Consider the following 19,880-nt stretch of genomic DNA (forward strand, 5'->3'; position numbering starts at 1 on the left):
ACCGCCATGGCTGACAACCGTCGCTGGGAAGTCACCCTTAAAAGACCGAGCACCGCCTTGCAAGGGCGAAAACCCTCACAGGCGGCGCTGCGCAAAACCTCATTTAGGCGTTGTCGTCCGTCTCCACGAGCGAGATCAGGCCGTAGTCGAACGCGTGACGACGGTACACCACCGACGGGCGGTTGGTCTCCTTGTCAATGAAGAGGTAGAAGTCGTGGCCGACCAGCTCCATCTCGGACAGGGCGTCGTCGACGCTCTTCGGCGTGGCGGGGTGCTCCTTGCGGCGCACGACCTGGCCCGGCTGAACGTCCTCGATTTGGTCAGCGTACGGGTCCACGTCGAACTGGCCGCCGGCGTTTGCGCGCGCCTCGCGGGCCTGTGCCTCGAGCTCCGCGGCGATCTGGCCGGTGGACTTCGGAGCGCGGTGGCCGGAGCGGGAAATCTCGCGGCGCACCTTGACCTTGCGCAGCGAGCGCTCCAGCTTGCCAATCGCCGACTCGAGGGCCGCGTAGAAGCTGTCCTCCTTGGCCTCGGCGCGGGCGAGGTGGCCCTTGCCGGTGGCGGTGATCTGGATGCGCTGCGCCTGCGCCTCACGGCGCGGGTTCGGCTCGTGCTTGAGCTCGACGTGGAAGAAATTCAGCGTCGGATCAAGCTTCTCAATCTTGGCGAGCTTGGCGTTGACGCGCTCCTGGAAGTGCTCGGGGACCTCGACGTTGCGCCCGGTGATGGTCACCTGCGCCTCCGGGCTCAAGACGGCGTTGGCGTCGTTGTTGTCTGCAGAAGTCATCTGCTTCCTCCCTTGCTAGCAGCGAATATGGTGGTATATCCACTATACAAGCGGGCCGCGGCCGCCCGTGAGCAAACGTGCCACCAACTTCGCGGCACTCACGCCCCGCACAGCGCCACGCAAGCACGCACGTCGGCTCCGCGGGCAAGCAGCGTTGCGACGCTCGCATGCAGCGTCGAGCCGGTCGTCACCACGTCATCGACCACGATGACCACACCCGCCGGCACCGCCGCGCACCGCACCTGCCCCGCCAGGTTCGCCCGCCGCTGCGCGGCGGAGAGCTCCGACTGATCCCGCGCGGCCCGCGCCAGGCTCAGCACCGCGGCCGTCGGCCTGCCACTGGCTCGGCACAGAGCCTCCACCGGGTCGCCGCCGCGAGCACGCGCCGCCGCCCGGCGCGTCGGGGCGGGCACCAGCACCGCGCCCTCCGGGATCTCACCGCGGGCCTCGAGGTGCGTCAGTGCGGCGTCGAGAAGCATGCCCGCGTGCCTGCGAACAGCGAGGTTGGCGCGCTCCTTCATTGACAGCACAATGCCGCGGTGCGCGCCCGCGTACGGGCCGAGCACGAACACGGGCGCGAGCGTATCGACGCCCGTACTCACGCGGTACGGCAGCGCAGCGAGCGCGTGTTGGCACTTTTCGCACAGAACCTGGCCCGCCGCCGCGCACCCCGCGCAGCGCCGCGGCAGGACCAGCTCAAACATTTCCGGCCTACCGGGCCACAATCGGAACGGATCGCACACCCTGCAACCCAGGCACCTCGCGCCAGTTCGGGACGTCTGTCGCACCCGACGGCAGCTGCAGCACCGCGTTCGCGTCTGTGGCGTAGATCATGTCCGCCCCCGCCGCGACAGCCACGACCGGCGCGGTGATATTTCCAATCGGCTTGCCCGTCGTACCCGAACCGTCCTGCTCCACGCGCACCACCGGCGAGCCCGGGTTACTGGTACCCGCGATGATCGACCCGTCAGGCTGCCAGTCCGCCGAAATCACGCTGCCCGCCAAATCCGGCGCGTACTCCAGAACGTTAATCACGCGGCGCTCGCCGTCGCCGTACTGCTCAACAATGCCGGTATACAGCGTGCCCTCGATCACCATGACCGCGCGAACCCCCGTGTTGGACAGCCGCAGCACTGAAATACTTCCGTCGACGCCCTGCGGCAGCTCGACAACCACCTCCGCCGTGGAGTACTCCCCCGACGGGGCCTGCACGGCGCGCTGCACCTGGCGGCCATTCATGACCGTCCAGATCCCGGAGCCTGAGCTCTCAAACGTCGGTCGCGTGAAGTTATCGCCCCTTAAAATCTCGCGCGCACCCTGCTCAAACGCTCCCGCGCGGAACACCTGGTCCCCCTCAGCACCGGTGATGATTGCGTAGTCACCAGCCGCGGTGACGTCAGCGGCGACGATATTGCCCTGCTCAGCAACCCTGCCATCCATCGGCTGTGCCTTCTCCTCGGCCACCTCGAACAGGCGTCCACCCGCCAGGGTGTAAAGCCGCTCTTCCTCCACCGTCGCCACCGGGCTGACGTTGGGGAAGTCCTCGCGTGAGAAGCTTTCCGTTCCCGGCAGCAGAGGATCACCGTCGGCGTAGATCGCAATCGGCCCGCTCACACCGGCACCGGCCAAGGTCCACACCAGCTGGGCCGCGAAGCGCAGGCGCTCCTGCTCCCCCAACCCGCTTAGACCCGTGAACGTGTACGCACCGTCTTCCACCCCGGTGTAGGCGGCCTCGGCAGGAAGATCGAACTTGAACGCCGTGCGTACCCGCTCCGAGGGCCCGCGAAGCAGAAGCGTAATCAGCGTGGTTTCCAAGGTGTCACGCTCGGCGAACACCCAGCGACGATCCGGCACGAGTTGAGTGCCGTCGCGGTTGAAGAAGTACAGGTTAAACGGCTGGTAGCGGTTGCGCATTTCCGTGCGCTCGATCACAGCACCGGCCGGCAGGGACGAGATCCGCCACTGGCCGTCGACGCGCTGGACCTCCATCGTCGCCTCGTAACCCTGGCGCGCGGGGATAAAAGAGCCGCCCGGTCGCAACTCCCCGATGACGTTGCCCTGCACGTTGAAGCTCTGGGTGTCACCTCCACTAGCCAGGGTGTTCACGCTGATCCGGTCCACGACGATCGTCGAGGCGCTGGGGTCCCAGGCCTGGCGCGCCGCGTCCGTGAGAAAGCTCTTCGCACCCTCGTAGTTGCCCGCCGGCACCGCGGAGGCCGCGAAGAAATCCCGCAGCAGTACGTCAGGGTCACTGTCAGGCGCAGGCGTGATATCGGGGTTAACCTGTGTCGGGGCGTCAAAGCTGCGAATCACCTGCGGCGCCGAATCCGTCGGCAGCGAAGCGCAGGACGTAACCAGCGCGCCCGCGGTCAGCGCCGCGAGCGCCGAAACAACGCGGCTGGGCCGCGCGCGGAAACTACGCATCACTTAGGCTCCTTTCGCCGTTCGCGCCGTGGGCGCTTTCAGGTCAACCGGGGCGGTGACAAACCCCGTGCGCGGGTCTCGCGGAAGGACAAGGCGGAACTGCGATCCAACGTTGACGGTACCCGCCGCGTCAAGGGTTCCCTTGTGCAGCAGGGCGTCTTCTCGCGCAATCGCCAGGCCCAGGCCGGTGCCTCCCGAGTGGCGCTTGCGCGACTTGTCCGCGCGCCAGAAGCGGTTAAACACAAGATCTTCCTCCCCGGGCTTGAGTCCGATGCCCTCGTCGGTCACCGTGATCGCGACCGCCTCGTCGTTCTGCGTTAGCTCCACCGTCACGGGGTTGCCCTCGGAGTGGTCCACGGCGTTCGCGATGAGGTTGCGGATCACGCGCTCGATGCGCCGGGAGTCGCCCTCGATCTGCACCGGCTCGTCCGGGACGATGAAGTTCACCTCAACGTCGAGCTCGTCAGCCAGGTGTCGCGTGTGCTGCCACGCCGCTTCAATCGGGGCGCGGGCATCCATCTTCGCGGGCGAGAGGTCGGCCACGCCAGCGTCGTGACGCGAAATCTCGAGCAGGTCCCCCAGCAACTCCTCGAAGCGGTCGAGCTCACGCGTCATCAGCTCGGAGGCGCGCCTCGTGGTCGGCTCCAAGCTGTCCGGGTCGGCGGCGATCATGTCCGCAGCCATACGCACAGTGGTCAGCGGCGTGCGCAGCTCATGCGACACGTCGGAGGTGAACTGCCGCTGCAGGTCACCGTACTCCTCCAGCTGGGTGATCTGGCGCGACAGTTTATCCGCCATGTCGTTAAACGACAGCGCCAAGACCGCCATCTCGTCCTCGCCGTCGACGGGCATGCGCTCGCGCAAATGCCCCGCCGCGAAGCGCTCCGCCGTGCGCGACGCGGAACGCACGGGGGCCACGATCTGCTGTGAGGCGAGCCACGCGATGCCGACGAGCAGGACCACGACGACCAGGATGGCCGAGACCAACAGGCCGCGCATCAGCGCGAGGGTCGACGCCTCGGCCTCCATGCTCATCACCAAATACACCTGCAGGCCCGGGATATCCGAGCTGGTCGGGGTGCCCACGATCAGGGCCTTGTAACTTGAGCCATCGGAACGCAGCGCCTCGTGGAACTGGTAGGCGACGTTGCCTTCAGAAACGAACTGGCGCAGCCGCTCCGGCACCTCATAGCCCTCCGGCGAGGTGGTCAGCGAGCCATCGGCGTTTTCTAACAGCAGCACCGGCTCGTAGACGGCGGCAGCCTCCGAATCCTGCTGCGACCTCTGCCCCAGCACGGCGCGCGCGGAGTTGAAGCGCGTCTGGGTTGACCCCGTCGACCCTGAACCGTCAATCTGCTCCTCGGCCACCACCCGGGCGCGCTCGATTTCCGTCGTCGCCAGGCCCACCTTCGCGGTGGTCACCCTCTGGGCCACCACCGAGGCCACCGCAAAGCCCAGGACCAGCATGACCACGGTGGACACGATCAGCACCGTGCCCACGAACCTGACCTGCAGGGACGTGCGCCATGCCTCGGCGACGTGCTCCCGCACCCGCCGAACGGGGTTAGTGTTCAGAAGTCTTACACCCCCGGCTTGCCCGTCTTATACCCGACGCCGCGCACGGTCAAAACGATCTCCGGGTTCTCCGGATCGTGCTCAATCTTCGAACGCAGGCGCTGGACGTGGACGTTGACAAGGCGGGTGTCAGAAGCGTTGCGGTAGCCCCAGACGGATTCCAGCAGCTCCTCACGGGCATGGACCTGGTTGGGCTTGCGCGCCATCTCCAGGAGCAGATCAAACTCGAGTGGGGTCAGGGCGATCTCGGCGCCGTCGCGCGTGACCATGTGCTGCGGCACGTCGATGGTGAGGTCGCCAATGGTAAGCACCTCGGCGGGCTCCTCCTCGGTGCGGCGCAGACGAGCCCGGATACGCGCGATGAGTTCCTTCGGCTTAAACGGCTTGGTGATGTAATCGTCAGCACCCGATTCCAGGCCCAGCACCACATCGACGGTGTCGGTTTTCGCCGTGAGCATCACGATCGGCACCGCGGAGACCTTGCGGATCTCGCGGCAGATGTCCACGCCATTCATCCCCGGCAGCATCAAATCCAAAAGAACGATGTCGGGGTCGTAGTCGTTAAAGGCCGGAACCGCCGCCGCGCCGTCGGTCACCGACTGCGTCTCAAAGCCTTCCGACTCGAGCACGATAGTCAGCATCTCGTTGATGGCTGGGTCATCATCGACGACCAAAATCCTGTGGGGCACGACGACTCCTTAACGTAGGTTCTCTACCGCTTGCATAATAGTCGCAGCGTCGGACACCTTGACCCACCGACCCGCCCAGCCGGTATCCGCCAGTCGCTCATACGCGGCGAACGTGTCATGCTGCAAAGATACGTCGCGCTCGTAGCGGTCGCGCACCCGCGCGGCGTCGCTTTCCTCACGGCGGCGCGCGCGCTGCCCCGCCTCCGCGGGGTCGGTGTCCACCAGCACCTGCAGGTCGGGCTGGGGCAGACCGAGGCGCTCGAACTCGAGCTCAAAGACCCACCTGGCGGCGGCATCGTCGCCGGTGCGCGCTGCCGTGTACGCGGCGTTCGAGGCGACGTAGCGGTCTAGGATGATGATTTTGTCCGGGGCGTTCGTGAAGGTGTCGAGAAGCGGCTTGGCCCCCGCCCGATCCAGCGCGAACAAGGTAGCCATCCCGTGCGCCGAGTCCACGAGATCGCCCATCCGGCCGTGCAGCGCCTCCCGCGCGAGCTGCGCGTGGATGGACTCCGCGTAGCGCGGAAACGCCAGAGTCTCCGCGCCGAGCCCGTCTTTGATGGCGTTAACCAGCGTATTTTTGCCGGCGCCGTCGATTCCCTCTACCGCGATGATCATGGCGCCTAGTAGCGGTAGTGCTCCGGCTTGAACGGGCCGGCGACATCGACGCCGATGTACTCCGCCTGCTCCTTGGTCAACTCCGTGAGCGTGCCGCCGAGGGCCTCGACATGGATGCGGGCGACCTTCTCGTCGAGGTTCTTCGGCAGGCGGTAAACCTCGTTGTCGTACTGCGCGCCGTTGGTGAACAGCTCGATCTGGGCAATCGTCTGGTCAGCGAACGAGTTCGACATCACGAACGACGGGTGGCCAGTGGCGTTGCCCAGGTTGAGCAGGCGGCCCTCGGACAGCACGATGATCGAGTTGCCGGACGGCAGGTGGAACAGGTCCACCTGCGGCTTGATTGGGGTGCGGCTGACGTCGTCGCGGTGCAGCAGCGAGTGCATGTCAATCTCGTTGTCGAAGTGGCCGATGTTGCCCAGCACCGCGTGGTCCTTCATCTTCAGCATGTCGCCGAAGGTGATAATCCCCAGGTTGCCGGTGGCGGTGATCACGACGTCCGACTCCGCGATCGCCTCGTCGACGGTGACAACGCGGTAGCCGTCCATCAGCGCCTGCAGGGCGTTGATCGGGTCGATTTCGGTGACGGACACGATCGCGCCCTGGCCGTCGAGCGCCTCGGCAACGCCCTTGCCGACGTCGCCGTAGCCGCACACCAGCGCCTTCTTGCCCGCGATGAGCACGTCGGTGCCGCGGTTGATGCCGTCGATGACGGAGTGGCGGGTGCCGTAGCGGTTGTCGAACTTCGACTTGGTCACGGCGTCGTTGACGTTCATTGCCGGGAAGGGCAAAATGCCCTCCCTGGCGAAGTGGTAGAGACGATGCACGCCCGTGGTGGTCTCTTCTGTTACGCCCTTGACCGCGGCCGCCGTCGCCGTCCACACGCCGCTGTCGGCGGCGAGCGTTTCGCTCAGCATGGAGTAGAACGCGACCTGCTCGTCAGAGTCGCCGGGCTGGGAGTTGGGCACCGCACCGGCCTTCTCAAACTCCATGCCCTTGATCACGGCCATAGTGGCGTCGCCGCCGTCGTCAAGAATCATGTTCGGGTACACGCCCTCGCCCCAGTTGAAGATCTGGCGCACGCACCACCAGTACTCGTCGAGGGTCTCGCCCTTCCAGGCGAACACGGGCACGCCCTGCGGGTTGTCCGGGGTGCCGTCCTTGCCGACCACAATGGCCGCGGCGGCCGCGTCCTCGGTGGAGAAGATGTTGCAGGATGACCAACGGACCTCGGCGCCGAGCGCGACGAGCGTCTCAATGAGCACGGCGGTCTGCGTGGTCATGTGGATCGACCCGGAGATGCGCGCGCCCGCCAAGGGCTGCTCTTCGGCGTACTCGCGGCGCAGCTGCATCAGGCCCGGCATCTCGTACTCGGCGAGCTCGATCTGCTTGCGTCCGGCCTCGTAGAGGCTGATATCGGCAATCTTGTAATCCGCCGTGAGGTCGGTCCCGTGGTCGGCTGCGCCGCTCGCGTCGTTCATTTCTTGTCGTTACTCCCAGTTATAAAGAGGGCTTGAAACTTGTGGCCCATGGATTGTTCGCTCCCACCATAGTCGCCCAGCCCCCTCGCACCGGCTTCGCGGCCGCGCTGAATGAGGCGGCTAGTTAGGAGAGGGCTTCGACGAAGGGGTCGACGTCTTGGTCGTCCTCGGTCTCCGCGGCCTCGAGGACGGACACCGCCGCCTCCGCGAGCTTCTCGTCGATCTCGGCCGAGGCGGAGCGGATAAACGGGTAGCTATCGACGATCTCGCCCGCACTGAATGGAGCTCCGGACCAGATCGCTGCGATCGTCGCGGCGGCAAGACCGTTGGCGATTTCTTCCTCTGTCGCCGAGTCCGCGTTAGCCGCTAGTAGCACCGCATCTCGGACGGACTCGGCAACGTCGTCGGGGTCGAGCTCGGAAAGCTCATCGAGGAAGTCGACGTTTTCTTCCCGCGAGAAGATGTCCTTGTCCCAGGCGCTCATTGCTGTTGGTCTCCTGTCTGTGGTGCGGAGGGTGAGGTGGGGTGCGCCACCGGTGTTCACTGTCATTGCTATCCCCTTAGTACGCCATCTGTCTAGTACGCACCACCGGAACGTCGGTGTGGTGGCTTCACAAATGGCCTCCGACGTGCTATAAAATCAAAGTCGGAATCAAACCGTTACCAAGCTGTAACTAATCCCAGGGAAAGGGGCACGCCATGAACGACTCAAAACGCATCGTTTCTGTCTTCATGGCGGTCGGCCTTGCCCTCGCCATCGGGGTCGGCGTGGCTGTGTGGAAGATGTCCTCTCCCACCTCCTCTGCGGATCCCGCCTACCAGGCCGATGCGGCTGAACCCTCCACCACCGAGCGGACGAGCCAGCCCGTAATGCGCGGAGCCACGTCGCCGGAGTCGACAGCGCCCACGGAGGACGAGGCCGCCGAGAACACGCAGAGCCCTGAGGCCGCCGGCAATACAGAGCGCGATCCGCTGCTCCCGCCGAACGCCGTGGTTAACCCGGCTCCACGCGCGGCCACCCCAACGCGCGTCTACCGCCCCTCCAACGTCGTTCCCACCTCTGTTGCCGCGCCGCAGGGCGACGCGCTGGGTACCGATCTTGCACCGGCAGGTCCCACCGGGCAGGCTGTGGAGCCCGTCCCGACTGCCCCGGCTGAGGCCGCACCGGAGACTCCGGCCCCGGCTGCGCCGCCGAGCACACCCGCAACCGCTCCGACGGACGCAACTGTGCCCGCGTCACCGGGCGTTAATTCCACCGATGTGCAGAACCCGGCGGAGAGTGCCCCGGCCGAGCAGCTCGCTGCTCCCCAGCAGCTGCCGGACCCGGTCGAGCAGGCCCTCCCGCCGACCTCCACCGACCCGAAGACGTGGTGGGACCGCCTCCAGCAGGTTTTCCAATAAGCCGGATTTAAGCTGGCTCGTCCATTGCGGTGGCGGCGAGCGCGCGGACGATCAGCCGCGCAACCGTCGATTCTTCGCCTACCGACGACGGCTCGCACCACTGCGCAGTGGCGTCGGCGAGCGCGACGTCGGCCTGATTCCACACCACTACCTTGAGCGCCACATGGTGTTGCTCCCCGTCGATGAACGGATCGTGGAAGATGTCGCGGGCGGGTTGTTCCACCGCCCGGTCAAGCTCGCGGTGCTCCACAAACCCCGACGCCATCGAGCGCGCCGACCAGACCTGCGCCGCGACTGAGGCCACCGCGGCCCCGCAGCGCTCGAAGCCGGTGTGGATGACCCGTGCCCCGGAAGCGAACGCACGCAGCTGCCGCGCGGCGTTGACCGCCTCATCGCGCTGGGGGCTTAAGCCCACGAGCTCCTCATCAACGTCCTCGGCCATCGCCTGCAGCTGGGTGGAAATCAGCTCCGCTGGCTGCTCGAGCGCGTCGAGGACCGCGGTAAACACACCGAATGCGCGCAGCGGCGAGGTGCCCGCTGACGTGGGCAGCGCGGGGATGATGAGGGTGGCGTCGGGGGCGTCGTCGAGAAGCGGGCCGCGCGCGGGACCAGCCAGAACGGTCTCGGCGCCTCGGGCCGACGCGGTGATCAGCGCGCGCGAGACCCCGTCATCCTCGGCGGCGTCGCCCACGATAACAACGACGTCGAGCGGCCCGACGTAGCTGGGCAGCACGGGCGTCACTACCACCGGCAGCCGCAGGGGCGCGCGCAGCTCCACCACGGCCTGGGCCGCGGCGCGCGAGATCTGGTCGGTCGCGATCACCACGACGCTTCGCGGGTCAACGGCGCGCAGCGAATCCAGCCGCTGCGCCGCCTCGGCCACCGCCCGAAGTTGGGCGCCTTCGTGCGCGACGTCGAAAAACAGCACGGTTTCGCGGTCGTAGCGGCCCGAACCGTCGTAGTATTGCTGGTCGTCCATGGGCCCAGCCTACGTGGCGGCTACGCCCGGATGATGCCGAGGACTTCCTCGACGATCGCGTCCACTTCAGCGCGCGTCGGGGCCTCAGCGTTGAGGCGCAGCAGCGGCTCGGTGTTGGAGGCGCGGACGTTGAACCACACCGGCGGGGTCTCGCTCAGCTCGACGGTGACGCCATCGAGCTTGTCGACGCCCACCGCACGCTCCGCAAATGCCTCGACAACGCGCTCGGTCGCAGCGTCCTGGTCGTCGACCTCGGAGTTGATCTCGCCAGAGGCGGCGTAGCGGTCGTACTCGCCCATCAGCTCGCTCAGAGGCAGGTCCTGCTCGGCGAGCGCGGCGAGCACGTGGAGGGCGGCGAGCAGGCCCGAGTCGGCGTTGAAGAACTCGGCGAAGTAGTAGTGGGCGGAGTGCTCTCCGCCGAACAGTGCGCCCGTTTCGGCCATGTGCGCCTTGATGTAGGAGTGGCCCACGCGCGTGCGCACGGCCCTTCCGCCCTGTTCAGCGACGATTTCTGGCACCGCGCGCGAGGTAATCGCGTTGTGGATGATCGTCGCCCCCGGGTGCTCGGCGAGCGTGCGCGCCGCCACCAGTGCGGTGATCGCGGACGGCGACACGGGCTCACCCCGCTCGTCGACGACGAAGCAGCGGTCCGCGTCCCCGTCAAACGCGAGCCCGATGTCGGCGCGCTGCTCCACCACGAGCTTCTGTAGGTCCTCGAGGTTCTTCGCGTCCAGCGGGTTGGCCTCGTGGTTGGGGAAGGTGCCGTCGAGCTCAAAGTAGAGCGGGCGCACGTCAACCCCGTCTAAAACGGCGGGCACGGTCAGACCGGCCATCCCGTTCGCGGCGTCGACGGCGACGACGAGCGGGCGCCGCGACGGCACGGGCACCAGCTCGCGCAGGAAGGCCGCGTAGTCGCTGAGCACATCTCGCTTCTCGACGCCCCCCGCAACGCCCTCGTACGCCGGCACGCCGTCGAGGATGAGCTGTGAGATCGCAGCAAGCCCGGTGTCGGTGCTGACGGGTTTTGCCCCGGCGCGGCACAGCTTGACGCCGTTGTACTGGGCCGGGTTGTGGGAGGCGGTGAACATGGCGCCGGCGCACTCGAGGCTGCCCGAGGCGAAGTACAGCTCGTCGGTCGAGGTCAGGCCGAGCTCGACAACGTCGAGGCCCTGGGATGCCGCACCACGCGCAAACACTTCGGCCAGCGCCGGGGAGGAGGGGCGCATGTCGTAGCCCACGGCGATGCGGGTCTCCCCCTCGCCGCGCAGGATGTGCGCGAACGCCGCGCCCGCGTCAGAGACGAACTGCTCGTCGATTGTTTCGCCGACGACACCGCGGATGTCGTACGCCTTGATGACCTTCGTGATCGACTCTTGCGTGTGCGTGATTGCCATGGCGGCAATCCTAGTTGTTGCGCTCGACATTCTCCTGGGATGGGTCTGGGACGACCCGGAGGTGGGAGCGTCGCGCGGCCTTGGCGGCGTTGAGCTGCCCCTCGACGCGCTTGGTGCGGTGCACCGGGTGGTTCGAGGTGCCGGGGTCGCCGAAGTCGTGGTTGGCCGCGTACTCGATCGGGTCCTGGCTGGTGTCGACGAGCCCGGTGGTCACCCGCCCGGCTTCGCGCACCGCCTCCGCCAGCGCGGTGAGGTCGGCTTCCTCCATGCTCTCGAGCTCGTCGTCGTCGATCTCGACGTGCTCGACTCGCACCATGTCCCAGCCGACGGGCGCGGAGATGTTGGAAGAGTGGCGTTCGCACAGGTCCCAGGAGTGGGGTTCGGCCACGGGAGCGAGCGGGCCGACGACGGCGGTGGAATCCGCGTACGCGTAGATGAGCGTGGCCACGGCAGGCCTGCCGCAGCCGGGACGGCAGCAACGACGGAAGGTGTTCACGTGGGCCAAGTCTAAACCTCTCCTTGAGATCTGGCGGGTGACACGCGGCGTGGTAGGCCGCGACGGCGCCTACTGAAGTCCTATCATAAGGCGCTATGAGCCCCGCCGAATCCCCGCAGTCCCGCCGGCACGCCCGGCTTGCGCACCTGCGGCCCGCCCACGACCGCAGGGGGCGCGGGCCGCGCGGGCCGCTCCTTCCCGTCGCGGTCCCGCGGTACAGGACTCGCTCGATGGCCTTCGACCAGCTGGTGTTAGAGGCGTACGCCCCGCTGCACAACGCTTACCTCGATCAGCTCGCAGGGGTTGATCTCGCGGTGGACACCATCCCACGGATGCGCCTGCGGCCGGACTCGGTAATGCCCGACGACATCGTCGCAGACGGGCCGGTGCCGTTGGGACGCATCCTGGGCGCGGGCGTGGACAGAAACGGCAACCCGACTCGGGCGCGGATCATCGTTTTCCGGATGCCGGTGGAGCGCCGAGCGAAAACGGTGGTTGAGCGCTCGGAGATGCTGACGTGGATTCTCACGGCGCTGGTGGCGAACCACCTCAATATGGACCCGCGGGATCTTGACCCCGAATTTGGCTGGTAGTTAGCCGATCTGTTTCTTCAGGCGGCGGCGCTCGCGGTCGGACAGGCCGCCCCAGATTCCGAAGCGCTCATCGTGCTCGAGCGCGTACTCGAGGCACTCGTCGCGGACGGCGCAGGCCTGGCAGATGCGCTTGGCTTCGCGGGTCGAGCCGCCCTTTTCCGGGAAGAATGCCTCGGGGTCGGTTTGGGCGCAGAGGGCCTGATCCTGCCACTCCTGTTCGACGGTGCCGAAGAGCTCATCGAGGGTCATCCCGCCCGCAGCTGCGCCACGGAGAATGGCGTTGTCAGCCATATTGTCCACGCCGTCCCCTTCCTCCGTTGTGGGTTGCTTACATGCCTGTGATTACTACAGCGATTACACACCGATTAGGCAAAGCCCCGCAACACGTTTTGTATGCAAACGGGGTCGAACACGGTAAAAACCGCGCCAATAATCACATTCGTCACATCAGTAACACTGGACCGAGCCTGGGGGTAAATTGCGGGGGTGCTACATGTTGTGGCGGTTGTGGCCTAGGGCACCTAATTGCCCCTGTATCGGCGTGTCGCTACGCGTCGGGCGAAAATCGGATCCCCGAGTCGGGAATAACCACGCCGGGCCACACGCGCATCCCAGCCTGGAGCTCGCAGCGGGCCCCGATCTGGGCGCCCTCGCCCACGACGCAGTCGATGATCCTCGCGTTGGCGCCAATGCGCGCCCCGGCCGCGATGATGGACCCGCGCACCATGGCGCCAGGCTCGATGGTCACGCCATCGAAAATCACGCTGTCGTCGACACGGCAGCCCGCGCCGATGTCGCAGCCGCGCCCCACGGCCGTACCGCCCATGAGGATCACCCCGCCGGCGATACCGGCGCTCTCGTCCACAAACGCCTCACCCGTGCGCCCTTCAAGCAGCGGCGAGTAGGCGATCCCGCGCACCACGTCAGAGGAGCCCTGCACAAAGTCGTCGGGGCGACCCATGTCGCGCCAGTACGAGGTGTCGACGTGGCCGACGATCTTCGCCCCGTCCGACAGCAGGCCCGGGAACGTCTCGCGCTCCACGGACACGACGCGCCCCGCCGGGATCTCGTTGATCACGGAGCGCTTGAACACGTAGCAGCCCGCGTTGATCTGATCGGTTGGCGGGTCGGGGGTTTTCTCCAGGAACTCGAGGACGTTGCCATCGTCGTCCGTCGGCACGCAGCCAAAGGCGCGCGGGTCGGGCACGCGGACGAGATGCAGGGTCACGTCCGCGTCCTTGTCGGTGTGCGTGGCCAGGATCTCGCTCAGGTCGGCGCCGGAAAGGACGTCGCCGTTGAACACCATTGCGGTGTCGTAGCGCAGCTTGTCGGCCACGTTGCGGATCGCTCCGCCGGTGCCCAGCGCCTCCTCCTCGACGACGTACTCGATCTCGAGGCCCCAGTCGGAGCCGTCGCCGAAGTACGCCTCGAACACCTCGGCCTTAAACGAAGTGCCGAGCACGACGTGGTTCATCCCCGCGGCGCGGATCCGGGCGAGCAGGTGGCTGAGGAAAGGGAAGCCGGCGGTGGGGAGCATGGGTTTGGGAGTCGACACCGTCAGCGGGCGAAGCCTGGTGCCGCGCCCCCCAACGAGGATGACCGCGTCGGTGCGCGCTGGATCTGTCATGATCTTTCTAGGAGCCTTTCGTCTGCTGAAGGATGCCGCGGGTCCGCAGGCCGAGCCAGAGCGCCCAGCGAATGGGTCCCTGCCACCAGGCGGGGTGCCTGTCCGCTTGGAAACGGTACGCGGATTTGTGGTGTGCTGGCACGGTAACTCGTGTATGCTTGCCCGCCACGTGCCCCTGATCATGCATGATCACCGACGATGGGCAGTACAGATTCTCCCAGCCAACGCGGCTAAGGCGGTCGCCGAAGTCGACGTCTTCGAGGTACATGAAGTAGCGCTCGTCGAACCCCCCGATGTCGGCGAAGGCCTCCCAACGCACGAGCAGGCAGGAGCCGGAAAGCCACCCGGCGGTGCGCTCGGTGTCCATGTCGTTGTTCGCCCTGTAGGCGCGGGTGAACGGGTTGTTGGGCCAGGCGTCGACAAGCAACGCGTGCCCAATGCCGGTGAGAAGGCCGGGGACCTCGCGCGCGCTGGGGTAGACGGACCCGTCTGCCTCCTCGATGCGCGGCCCAGCGGCTCCCGCGCGCGGCCTCGCCGCCAGCCGGGCGAGCAGCTCGTCGACCGAGCCGGGTTTAAAGCGCACGTCGGGGTTGGTGATCAGCAGGTAGTCGGGGTCAATTTCGCCCGCTTGTCGACGCCCACCCAAACGCCTCACCGCAGCATTGATCGCCGCGCCGTAACCGATGTTGCCCCCGGTGAAGAACACGTCAACGTCGTTGCGGCCGGCCTCGAGCTCCTCTGGCGAGCCATCCGTCGAGCCGTTGTCGGCGCAGACCAGAAGCGTCGGGCGCGCAGTAGCGCTGCGCAACGTGTCGTCGAGGCTACGCAGGTGGCGCCCGGGCGAGTAGGTCACCGTAATAACGGCTAGCGGCTTAGCAGGTGTGTTCACAATGCCCCACAGCGTAGTCAGAAGCGCGCCTCAAGGCAGGTTGCGGCACACGGGGTTGTCGGGTGCATGTCGTATACTTCCGTTCGTGACCGAGAACCCCCAACGCAACTCACGGCGTGTCCGCGACATCCAGGCGGCCCCCTCGCGGATGAGGGACTTAAGCCAGTCCGGCCACCCCGCGATCAAGGGTGTTCTCGCTTTCCTCTCGGCGCTCATCCTGGTCATCTCTGGCGCCGGTTACTTTTCTGTGGGCCGCCTCGGCGGGTCGCTCAGCGCCTCCGAGCTGCAGCTCGACCGCGGTAGAAACGTCGACGTGCTCGATGGCGCCGTGGATATCCTCCTGGTCGGCTCCGACTCCCGCACGGATGCCCAAGGCAACCCGCTGAGCGAGGAGGAGCTCGCGCGCCTAAACGCCGGTGTCGCGGAGGGAGAGATTAATACAGACACGATCATGGTGATCCGCATTCCCGAGGACGGTTCCAGCGCCACGGCCGTGTCGATTCCCCGCGATACCTACATCCACAACGATGAGTTCGGGAACATGAAGATCAACGGCGTCTACGCGGCGCACGCGGGCCGCAAGCGCGAGGAGCTGCTGAACGCGGGCGTAAGCGAGGGCGCCTCGCTGGAGCAGCAGGTTGCGCGTGCCGGCCAGGAGGGCCTGATCGAGGCTGTCGCGGACCTCACCGGCGTCGAGGTCGACCACTTCGCCCAGGTCGGGCTTTTAGGCTTCGCACTGCTTACCGACGCCGTCGGCGGCGTGGACGTCTGCCTCAACGCCCCCGTCGACGAGCCTTTGTCCGGAGCGAACTTCCCCGCCGGCGAGCAAACCCTCGACGGCGCCCAGGCACTGTCGTTCGTGCGCCAGCGCCACGACCTGCCGCGCGGCGACCTCGACCGGATCGTGCGCCAGCAGGTGTACATGGCCTCGCTGGCGCAGAAGATGCTCTCCGCAGGCACCCTGACAAACCCGGCCAAGCTGCGCGAGCTCGCCACCGCGGCCGAGCGCTCCGTCACCCTCGACGAGGGGTGGGACGTGGTGCGCTTCGCCCAGCAGATGTCGGGCCTGGCCGCCGGCGACATCACCTTTGCGACCATCCCCGTGACCTCCGTCGACGGTGTCGGCGATTACGGCGAATCGATCGTCACCGTCGACGTCCCGCAGGTGCAGCGCTTCATGGACGAGGTCGTCGCTCCCCCCGCCGCACCCGAGGCGCCCGCTCCGGACTCGCCGACGTCGCCTTTGTCCGGGTACAACGTCTTCGCCCTGAACGCCGGGCAGATCGAGGGACAGGCCGGCGGCGTGGCGGGCTGGCTCAAGGAGCAGGGCGTGACCATCGCGGATGTTTCCAACGCGATGCCGGGGGTGTACTCGAGCTCCCAGATCGTGGCGCTCGACCCGCAGGACCCGGCCGCGCTGGCGCTCGCGGAGATGCTGGGCGGGCTTCCGGTGACCTCGAACGAGGGGCTGGAGCCTTCCAGCCTCATCGTCGTGGTGGCGGACGACTACGCGGGGCCGTCGTCAAGCAGCACCTCGATTGGCACCTCGGAGACCGATTCCTCGGGCGCTGCCGACCCGACCGAGTCGGTGGGAACGCCGGGCGAGGACTTCGGCGCCGCAGAGGTCGCCCCGCAGATCGACGCCGGCGGCGACGGTCCGCGCTGCGTGAACTAAACCTATGATGGGCGGCCATGAGCATTATGGCACCGCTTGTCGCCTCCCAGCCCTCCAGCCCGCGTCTGACCGTCTACGACGAGACCGCGGGCACACGCATGGATTTCTCCGCGCTGACGTTGGATAACTGGGCCGCCAAGATCGCGAACATGCTCGACGAGGAGTTCGAGCTGGCCCCCGACGCGGCCGTGGTCATCGACCTGCCCGTCTCATGGCAGGCGGCGGTCATCGCGCTGGGCACCTTCAATTCCTCGCGCACTCCGCTTTTCGACGCCCCCTTAAACGCCCTAAACGCAGCCCCCGACGTGGTGTTCACCCACGCGGAGCGCGCAGGTGAGTGGGCCCAGGTGCCGGAAGTAGTCGTCGTCTCCACCGACCCGTTCGGCCGCGGTGTGGTGGAATCGGGCGGGCAGCTGCCCCCGGCAACGGTGGATTTCGGCCCCACCGTGCGCTTCTACGGCGACGTGTACTACGGCGACTCGCCGCAGCTGCAACGCTGGGCCGAGGCGGGCTACGTGCCGGAGCGCTACATGGTGGATCCGTGGCGCACGACCGCTGACTTTGAAAAGTTGGTGCTTGCGCCGCTGGCCGCCGACGGGTCCGTCGTGGTGGCGGCGGGGTTGGCCTCGGCAGAGCGGCTGCGTGAGATCGCGGAAACGGAAAACGTGACCCAATTCTTAACAGCAGGTTAAGATTGCTGCGTAACCGTCCGTTTTCAGGTTCCTTTACCCCCATATTAGGGTTAGTTGGAGATTCTAACCAGTTCGTACACATCAACTAACTACGGTAAGAGCACCCCTTAATCAGAAAGGTTCACCAGATGAAGATGTCGCTACGTAAGTCTGGCGCGCTGCTGTGCGCTGCCGCCCTCGGTTCCGCAACACTCGTCGCTTGCTCCTCCGAGAGCTCCGACTCCGCCTCCGAACCCGCCACCAACTCGGCCACCAACGCCGCTACCGCCACGGCGGGCGCGGAGGGTGAAGGCCGCGGCCCGATCACCTTTGCCATGGGCCGCAACGACACCGACAAGATCGTCCCGATCATCGAGAAGTGGAACGCTGAGCACCCCGACGAGCAGGTCACGCTTAACGAGCTCGCCGGCGAGGCCGACGACCAGCGCGACACCCTGGTGCAGTCCCTTCAGGCTGGCAACTCCGACTACGACGTCATGGCGCTCGACGTCGTGTGGACCGCCGACTTCGCCGCCAACCAGTGGCTCGAGCCGCTCGAGGGCGACTACGAGGTGGACACCTCCGGGCTGCTCGACGCTACCGTCGAGTCCGCCACGTACAACGGCAAGCTCTACGCCCTGCCGCAGAACACCAACGGCCAGCTTCTGTTCCGCAACACCGAGCTCGTCGCCGACGCTCCTGACACCTTCGACGACATCCGCTCCGCCTGCGAGGCCGTTGAAGGCGCTGACTGCCTGACCACGCAGCTCAAGCAGTACGAGGGCCTGACCGTGAACACCCTGGGCTTCATCAACGGCTGGGGCGGCGAGGTTCTCGACGACCAGGGCCAGCCCACCGTTGAGTCCGCCGAGGCAAAGGAAGGCCTGCAGGCGCTTGTCGACGCTTACGCCGACGGCACCATCTCCTCCGCGTCGACCGCGGCAACCGAGGAGGAGACCAACCTGGCGTTCACCGAGGGTGAGACCGCGTTCGCCATCAACTGGCCGTACATGTACTCCAACGCCGAGGAGAAAGGCCTGCAATTCGAGGTCCAGCCGCTCGTCGGCAAGGACGGCGTGGGCGTGTCCACCCTCGGTGGCTACAACAACGGCATCAACGTCAACTCCGAGAACAAGGCCACCGCGAAGGACTTCATCGAGTTCATCATCAACGAGGAGAACCAGCTCTCCTTTGCTGAGGCGTCCTTCCCGCCGGTTCTCGCGTCGATCTACGACGACCAGGCGCTCATCGAGGAGCACCCGTACCTGCCGGCTCTAAAGGAGTCGCTGGAGAACGCGAAGCCGCGTCCGGTTTCCCCGTTCTACCCGGCCATCTCCAAGGCGATCCAGGACAACGCCTACGCTGCGCTGACCGCTGGTAAGAGCGTCGACGACGCGACCCGCGACATGGCCGCCGCGATCCGCCAGGCCTCCTAACAGTTAGACCCACCATTTCGGGGTTGCCATATAAGCGCACGACGCCCGCACCTGTGAGACTCTAGTTCCACAGATGCGGGCGTTTCGTCCGTGATTGATTTGCAAGAAGGTGCACATGACCACAGCTGTGAAAGCAACAACGAGGTCTCGCCCGCGGCGCGATACGGGTAAGGCGGCCTTGCTCGTCGCCCCAGCGCTAGCGGTTTTGGCCGTTGTGATCGGCTACCCGATCATCCGCGCGATTTTCCTGTCCTTCCAGGGAAACCGCCGCCTCGACCCCGCCACCGGCGTGTTCACCGAGGGCGGCTTCGCGGGCCTGGAGAACTACCTGTACTGGATTACCAACCGCTGCATGTCGCCCTCCGGCGTCGTCGGCGTGTGCCCGCCGGGCGTGCTCGCCACCGACTTCTGGCCGGCGGTGCGCATCACCTTGTTCTTCACGGTGGTCACCGTGCTTCTTGAGACGATTCTGGGCATGATCATGGCGCTGATCATGAACACCCCGTCGCGCGGGCGTGCGCTGATCCGCGCCGCGGTGCTGATCCCCTGGGCGATCCCTACGGCGGTGACGGCGAAGCTGTGGCAGTTCATGTTCGCCCCCTCCGGCATTGTGAACTCGCTGCTTGGCACGTCGATCGCCTGGACGACGGACCCCTGGGCTGCACGTACGGCCGTGATCATCGCCGACGTGTGGAAAACCGCGCCGTTTATGGCCCTGCTCATCCTCGCCGGCCTGCAGATGATCCCGCGCGAGGTCTACGAGGCCGCGCGTGTCGACGGCGCCACGAAGTGGCAGCAGTTCACCCGCATTACCCTGCCGCTGGTGCGCCCGGCGCTGATGGTGGCCGTGCTATTTCGCACCCTCGACGCGCTGCGCATGTACGACCTGCCGGTGATCATGATCTCCGGCTCGTCGAACTCCCCCACGGCAACGATTTCCCAGCTCGTCGTCGAGGACATGCGCCAGGGCAACTTCAACTCCGCCTCCGCCCTGTCCACGCTGATCTTCCTGCTCATCTTCGCCGTGGCGTTTGTCATGATCCGCTTCCTCGGCGCCGACGTCGGGCGCGTGGAGCGCACCAAAAGGAAGAGGCGGCGTTGGGTTGGGCGTCGACAAGCGCGCGGCACGAAAGCTCAGGAGGTCTAAG

20 protein-coding genes are annotated in these 19,880 nt (G+C 66.5%); 6 read left to right on the forward strand and 14 right to left on the reverse strand.

Annotation, left to right across the window (positions count from 1 at the left end; genetic code table 11):
• Positions 1-103: 103 nt before the first annotated feature.
• The 8 genes from hpf to E3227_RS01515 all read right to left on the reverse strand — a co-directional run bounded on the left by hpf (position 104) and on the right by E3227_RS01515 (position 8,055).
• Positions 104-787, reverse strand: a complete 684-nt coding sequence (hpf, locus tag E3227_RS01480; RefSeq protein WP_136652955.1) for a ribosome hibernation-promoting factor, HPF/YfiA family — start codon at positions 785-787, stop codon at positions 104-106.
• A gap of 98 nt (positions 788-885) precedes the next feature.
• Positions 886-1,491 (reverse strand): ComF family protein, encoded by a 606-nt coding sequence (locus E3227_RS01485; RefSeq protein WP_186365382.1) that lies wholly within the window; start codon positions 1,489-1,491, stop codon positions 886-888.
• Between the two features lie 7 nt (positions 1,492-1,498).
• Positions 1,499-3,211: an LpqB family beta-propeller domain-containing protein gene (locus E3227_RS01490; protein WP_144317326.1), complete on the reverse strand. Its 1,713-nt coding sequence runs from the start codon at positions 3,209-3,211 to the stop codon at positions 1,499-1,501.
• Between the two features lie 3 nt (positions 3,212-3,214).
• Positions 3,215-4,762, reverse strand: coding sequence for an MtrAB system histidine kinase MtrB (gene mtrB / locus E3227_RS01495; protein ID WP_144317327.1), 1,548 nt, complete (start codon positions 4,760-4,762; stop codon positions 3,215-3,217).
• Between the two features lie 29 nt (positions 4,763-4,791).
• On the reverse strand, positions 4,792-5,475 hold the full coding sequence (gene mtrA / locus E3227_RS01500; protein WP_136652958.1) for an MtrAB system response regulator MtrA: 684 nt from the start codon (positions 5,473-5,475) through the stop codon (positions 4,792-4,794).
• A 9-nt stretch (positions 5,476-5,484) separates the two neighbouring features.
• On the reverse strand, positions 5,485-6,090 hold the full coding sequence (locus tag E3227_RS01505; RefSeq protein WP_136652959.1) for a dTMP kinase: 606 nt from the start codon (positions 6,088-6,090) through the stop codon (positions 5,485-5,487).
• Positions 6,091-6,095: 5 nt separating this feature from the next.
• Entirely contained in the window at positions 6,096-7,571 is a 1,476-nt protein-coding gene (gene ahcY / locus E3227_RS01510; RefSeq protein WP_144317328.1) for an adenosylhomocysteinase, read from the reverse strand.
• Positions 7,572-7,695: 124 nt separating this feature from the next.
• Entirely contained in the window at positions 7,696-8,055 is a 360-nt protein-coding gene (locus tag E3227_RS01515; RefSeq protein ID WP_136652961.1) for a DUF4259 domain-containing protein, read from the reverse strand.
• A gap of 215 nt (positions 8,056-8,270) precedes the next feature.
• On the opposite strand from E3227_RS01515, the gene E3227_RS01520 reads away from it, so the two are divergent.
• Positions 8,271-8,972, forward strand: coding sequence for a hypothetical protein (locus tag E3227_RS01520; RefSeq protein WP_136652962.1), 702 nt, complete (start codon positions 8,271-8,273; stop codon positions 8,970-8,972).
• A 7-nt stretch (positions 8,973-8,979) separates the two neighbouring features.
• On the opposite strand, the gene E3227_RS01525 is transcribed toward E3227_RS01520, so the two are convergent.
• From E3227_RS01525 to E3227_RS01535, 3 genes are read right to left on the reverse strand one after another with little or no spacing between them, the layout of a single operon-like run.
• A complete protein-coding gene (locus tag E3227_RS01525; RefSeq protein WP_136652963.1) occupies positions 8,980-9,951 on the reverse strand; it encodes a hypothetical protein in 972 nt (323 codons plus the stop codon).
• Positions 9,952-9,971: 20 nt separating this feature from the next.
• Entirely contained in the window at positions 9,972-11,345 is a 1,374-nt protein-coding gene (locus E3227_RS01530) for a phosphomannomutase/phosphoglucomutase (RefSeq protein ID WP_144317329.1), read from the reverse strand.
• A gap of 10 nt (positions 11,346-11,355) precedes the next feature.
• Entirely contained in the window at positions 11,356-11,841 is a 486-nt protein-coding gene (locus tag E3227_RS01535; protein WP_136652989.1) for a DUF3499 domain-containing protein, read from the reverse strand.
• Positions 11,842-11,936: 95 nt separating this feature from the next.
• Between E3227_RS01535 and E3227_RS01540 the strand changes: the two genes are divergently transcribed.
• Positions 11,937-12,434 (forward strand): metallopeptidase family protein, encoded by a 498-nt coding sequence (locus tag E3227_RS01540; RefSeq protein WP_144317330.1) that lies wholly within the window; start codon positions 11,937-11,939, stop codon positions 12,432-12,434.
• On the opposite strand, the gene E3227_RS01545 is transcribed toward E3227_RS01540, so the two are convergent.
• From E3227_RS01545 to E3227_RS01555, 3 genes are all read right to left on the reverse strand, one after another.
• The gene (locus E3227_RS01545; RefSeq protein ID WP_040422218.1) at positions 12,435-12,734 is read right to left on the reverse strand and encodes a WhiB family transcriptional regulator; all 300 of its coding nucleotides are present in this window, start codon (positions 12,732-12,734) and stop codon (positions 12,435-12,437) included. It abuts the gene before it with no gap.
• Between the two features lie 247 nt (positions 12,735-12,981).
• Positions 12,982-14,061 (reverse strand): mannose-1-phosphate guanylyltransferase, encoded by a 1,080-nt coding sequence (manB, locus tag E3227_RS01550; protein WP_144317331.1) that lies wholly within the window; start codon positions 14,059-14,061, stop codon positions 12,982-12,984.
• Between the two features lie 7 nt (positions 14,062-14,068).
• Entirely contained in the window at positions 14,069-14,950 is an 882-nt protein-coding gene (locus E3227_RS01555; RefSeq protein WP_246062718.1) for a glycosyltransferase family 2 protein, read from the reverse strand.
• Positions 14,951-15,098: 148 nt separating this feature from the next.
• Between E3227_RS01555 and E3227_RS01560 the strand changes: the two genes are divergently transcribed.
• From E3227_RS01560 to E3227_RS01575, 4 genes are all read left to right on the forward strand, one after another.
• Positions 15,099-16,625, forward strand: a complete 1,527-nt coding sequence (locus E3227_RS01560) for an LCP family protein (RefSeq protein WP_136652990.1) — start codon at positions 15,099-15,101, stop codon at positions 16,623-16,625.
• Positions 16,626-16,642: 17 nt separating this feature from the next.
• Positions 16,643-17,317 carry a TIGR03089 family protein gene (locus E3227_RS01565; protein WP_136652968.1) on the forward strand — a complete coding sequence of 225 codons (675 nt, stop codon included), beginning with the start codon at positions 16,643-16,645 and terminating at the stop codon, positions 17,315-17,317.
• Positions 17,318-17,445: 128 nt separating this feature from the next.
• Entirely contained in the window at positions 17,446-18,732 is a 1,287-nt protein-coding gene (locus E3227_RS01570; RefSeq protein WP_136652969.1) for an ABC transporter substrate-binding protein, read from the forward strand.
• Between the two features lie 115 nt (positions 18,733-18,847).
• Complete coding sequence (locus E3227_RS01575) at positions 18,848-19,879, forward strand: carbohydrate ABC transporter permease (protein ID WP_144317333.1); 1,032 nt, start codon at positions 18,848-18,850, stop codon at positions 19,877-19,879.
• The last annotated feature ends 1 nt before the right edge of the window (position 19,880 follow it).

It is taken from the genome of Corynebacterium sanguinis (genome assembly GCF_007641235.1).
Lineage (GTDB): Bacteria > Actinomycetota > Actinomycetes > Mycobacteriales > Mycobacteriaceae > Corynebacterium > Corynebacterium sanguinis.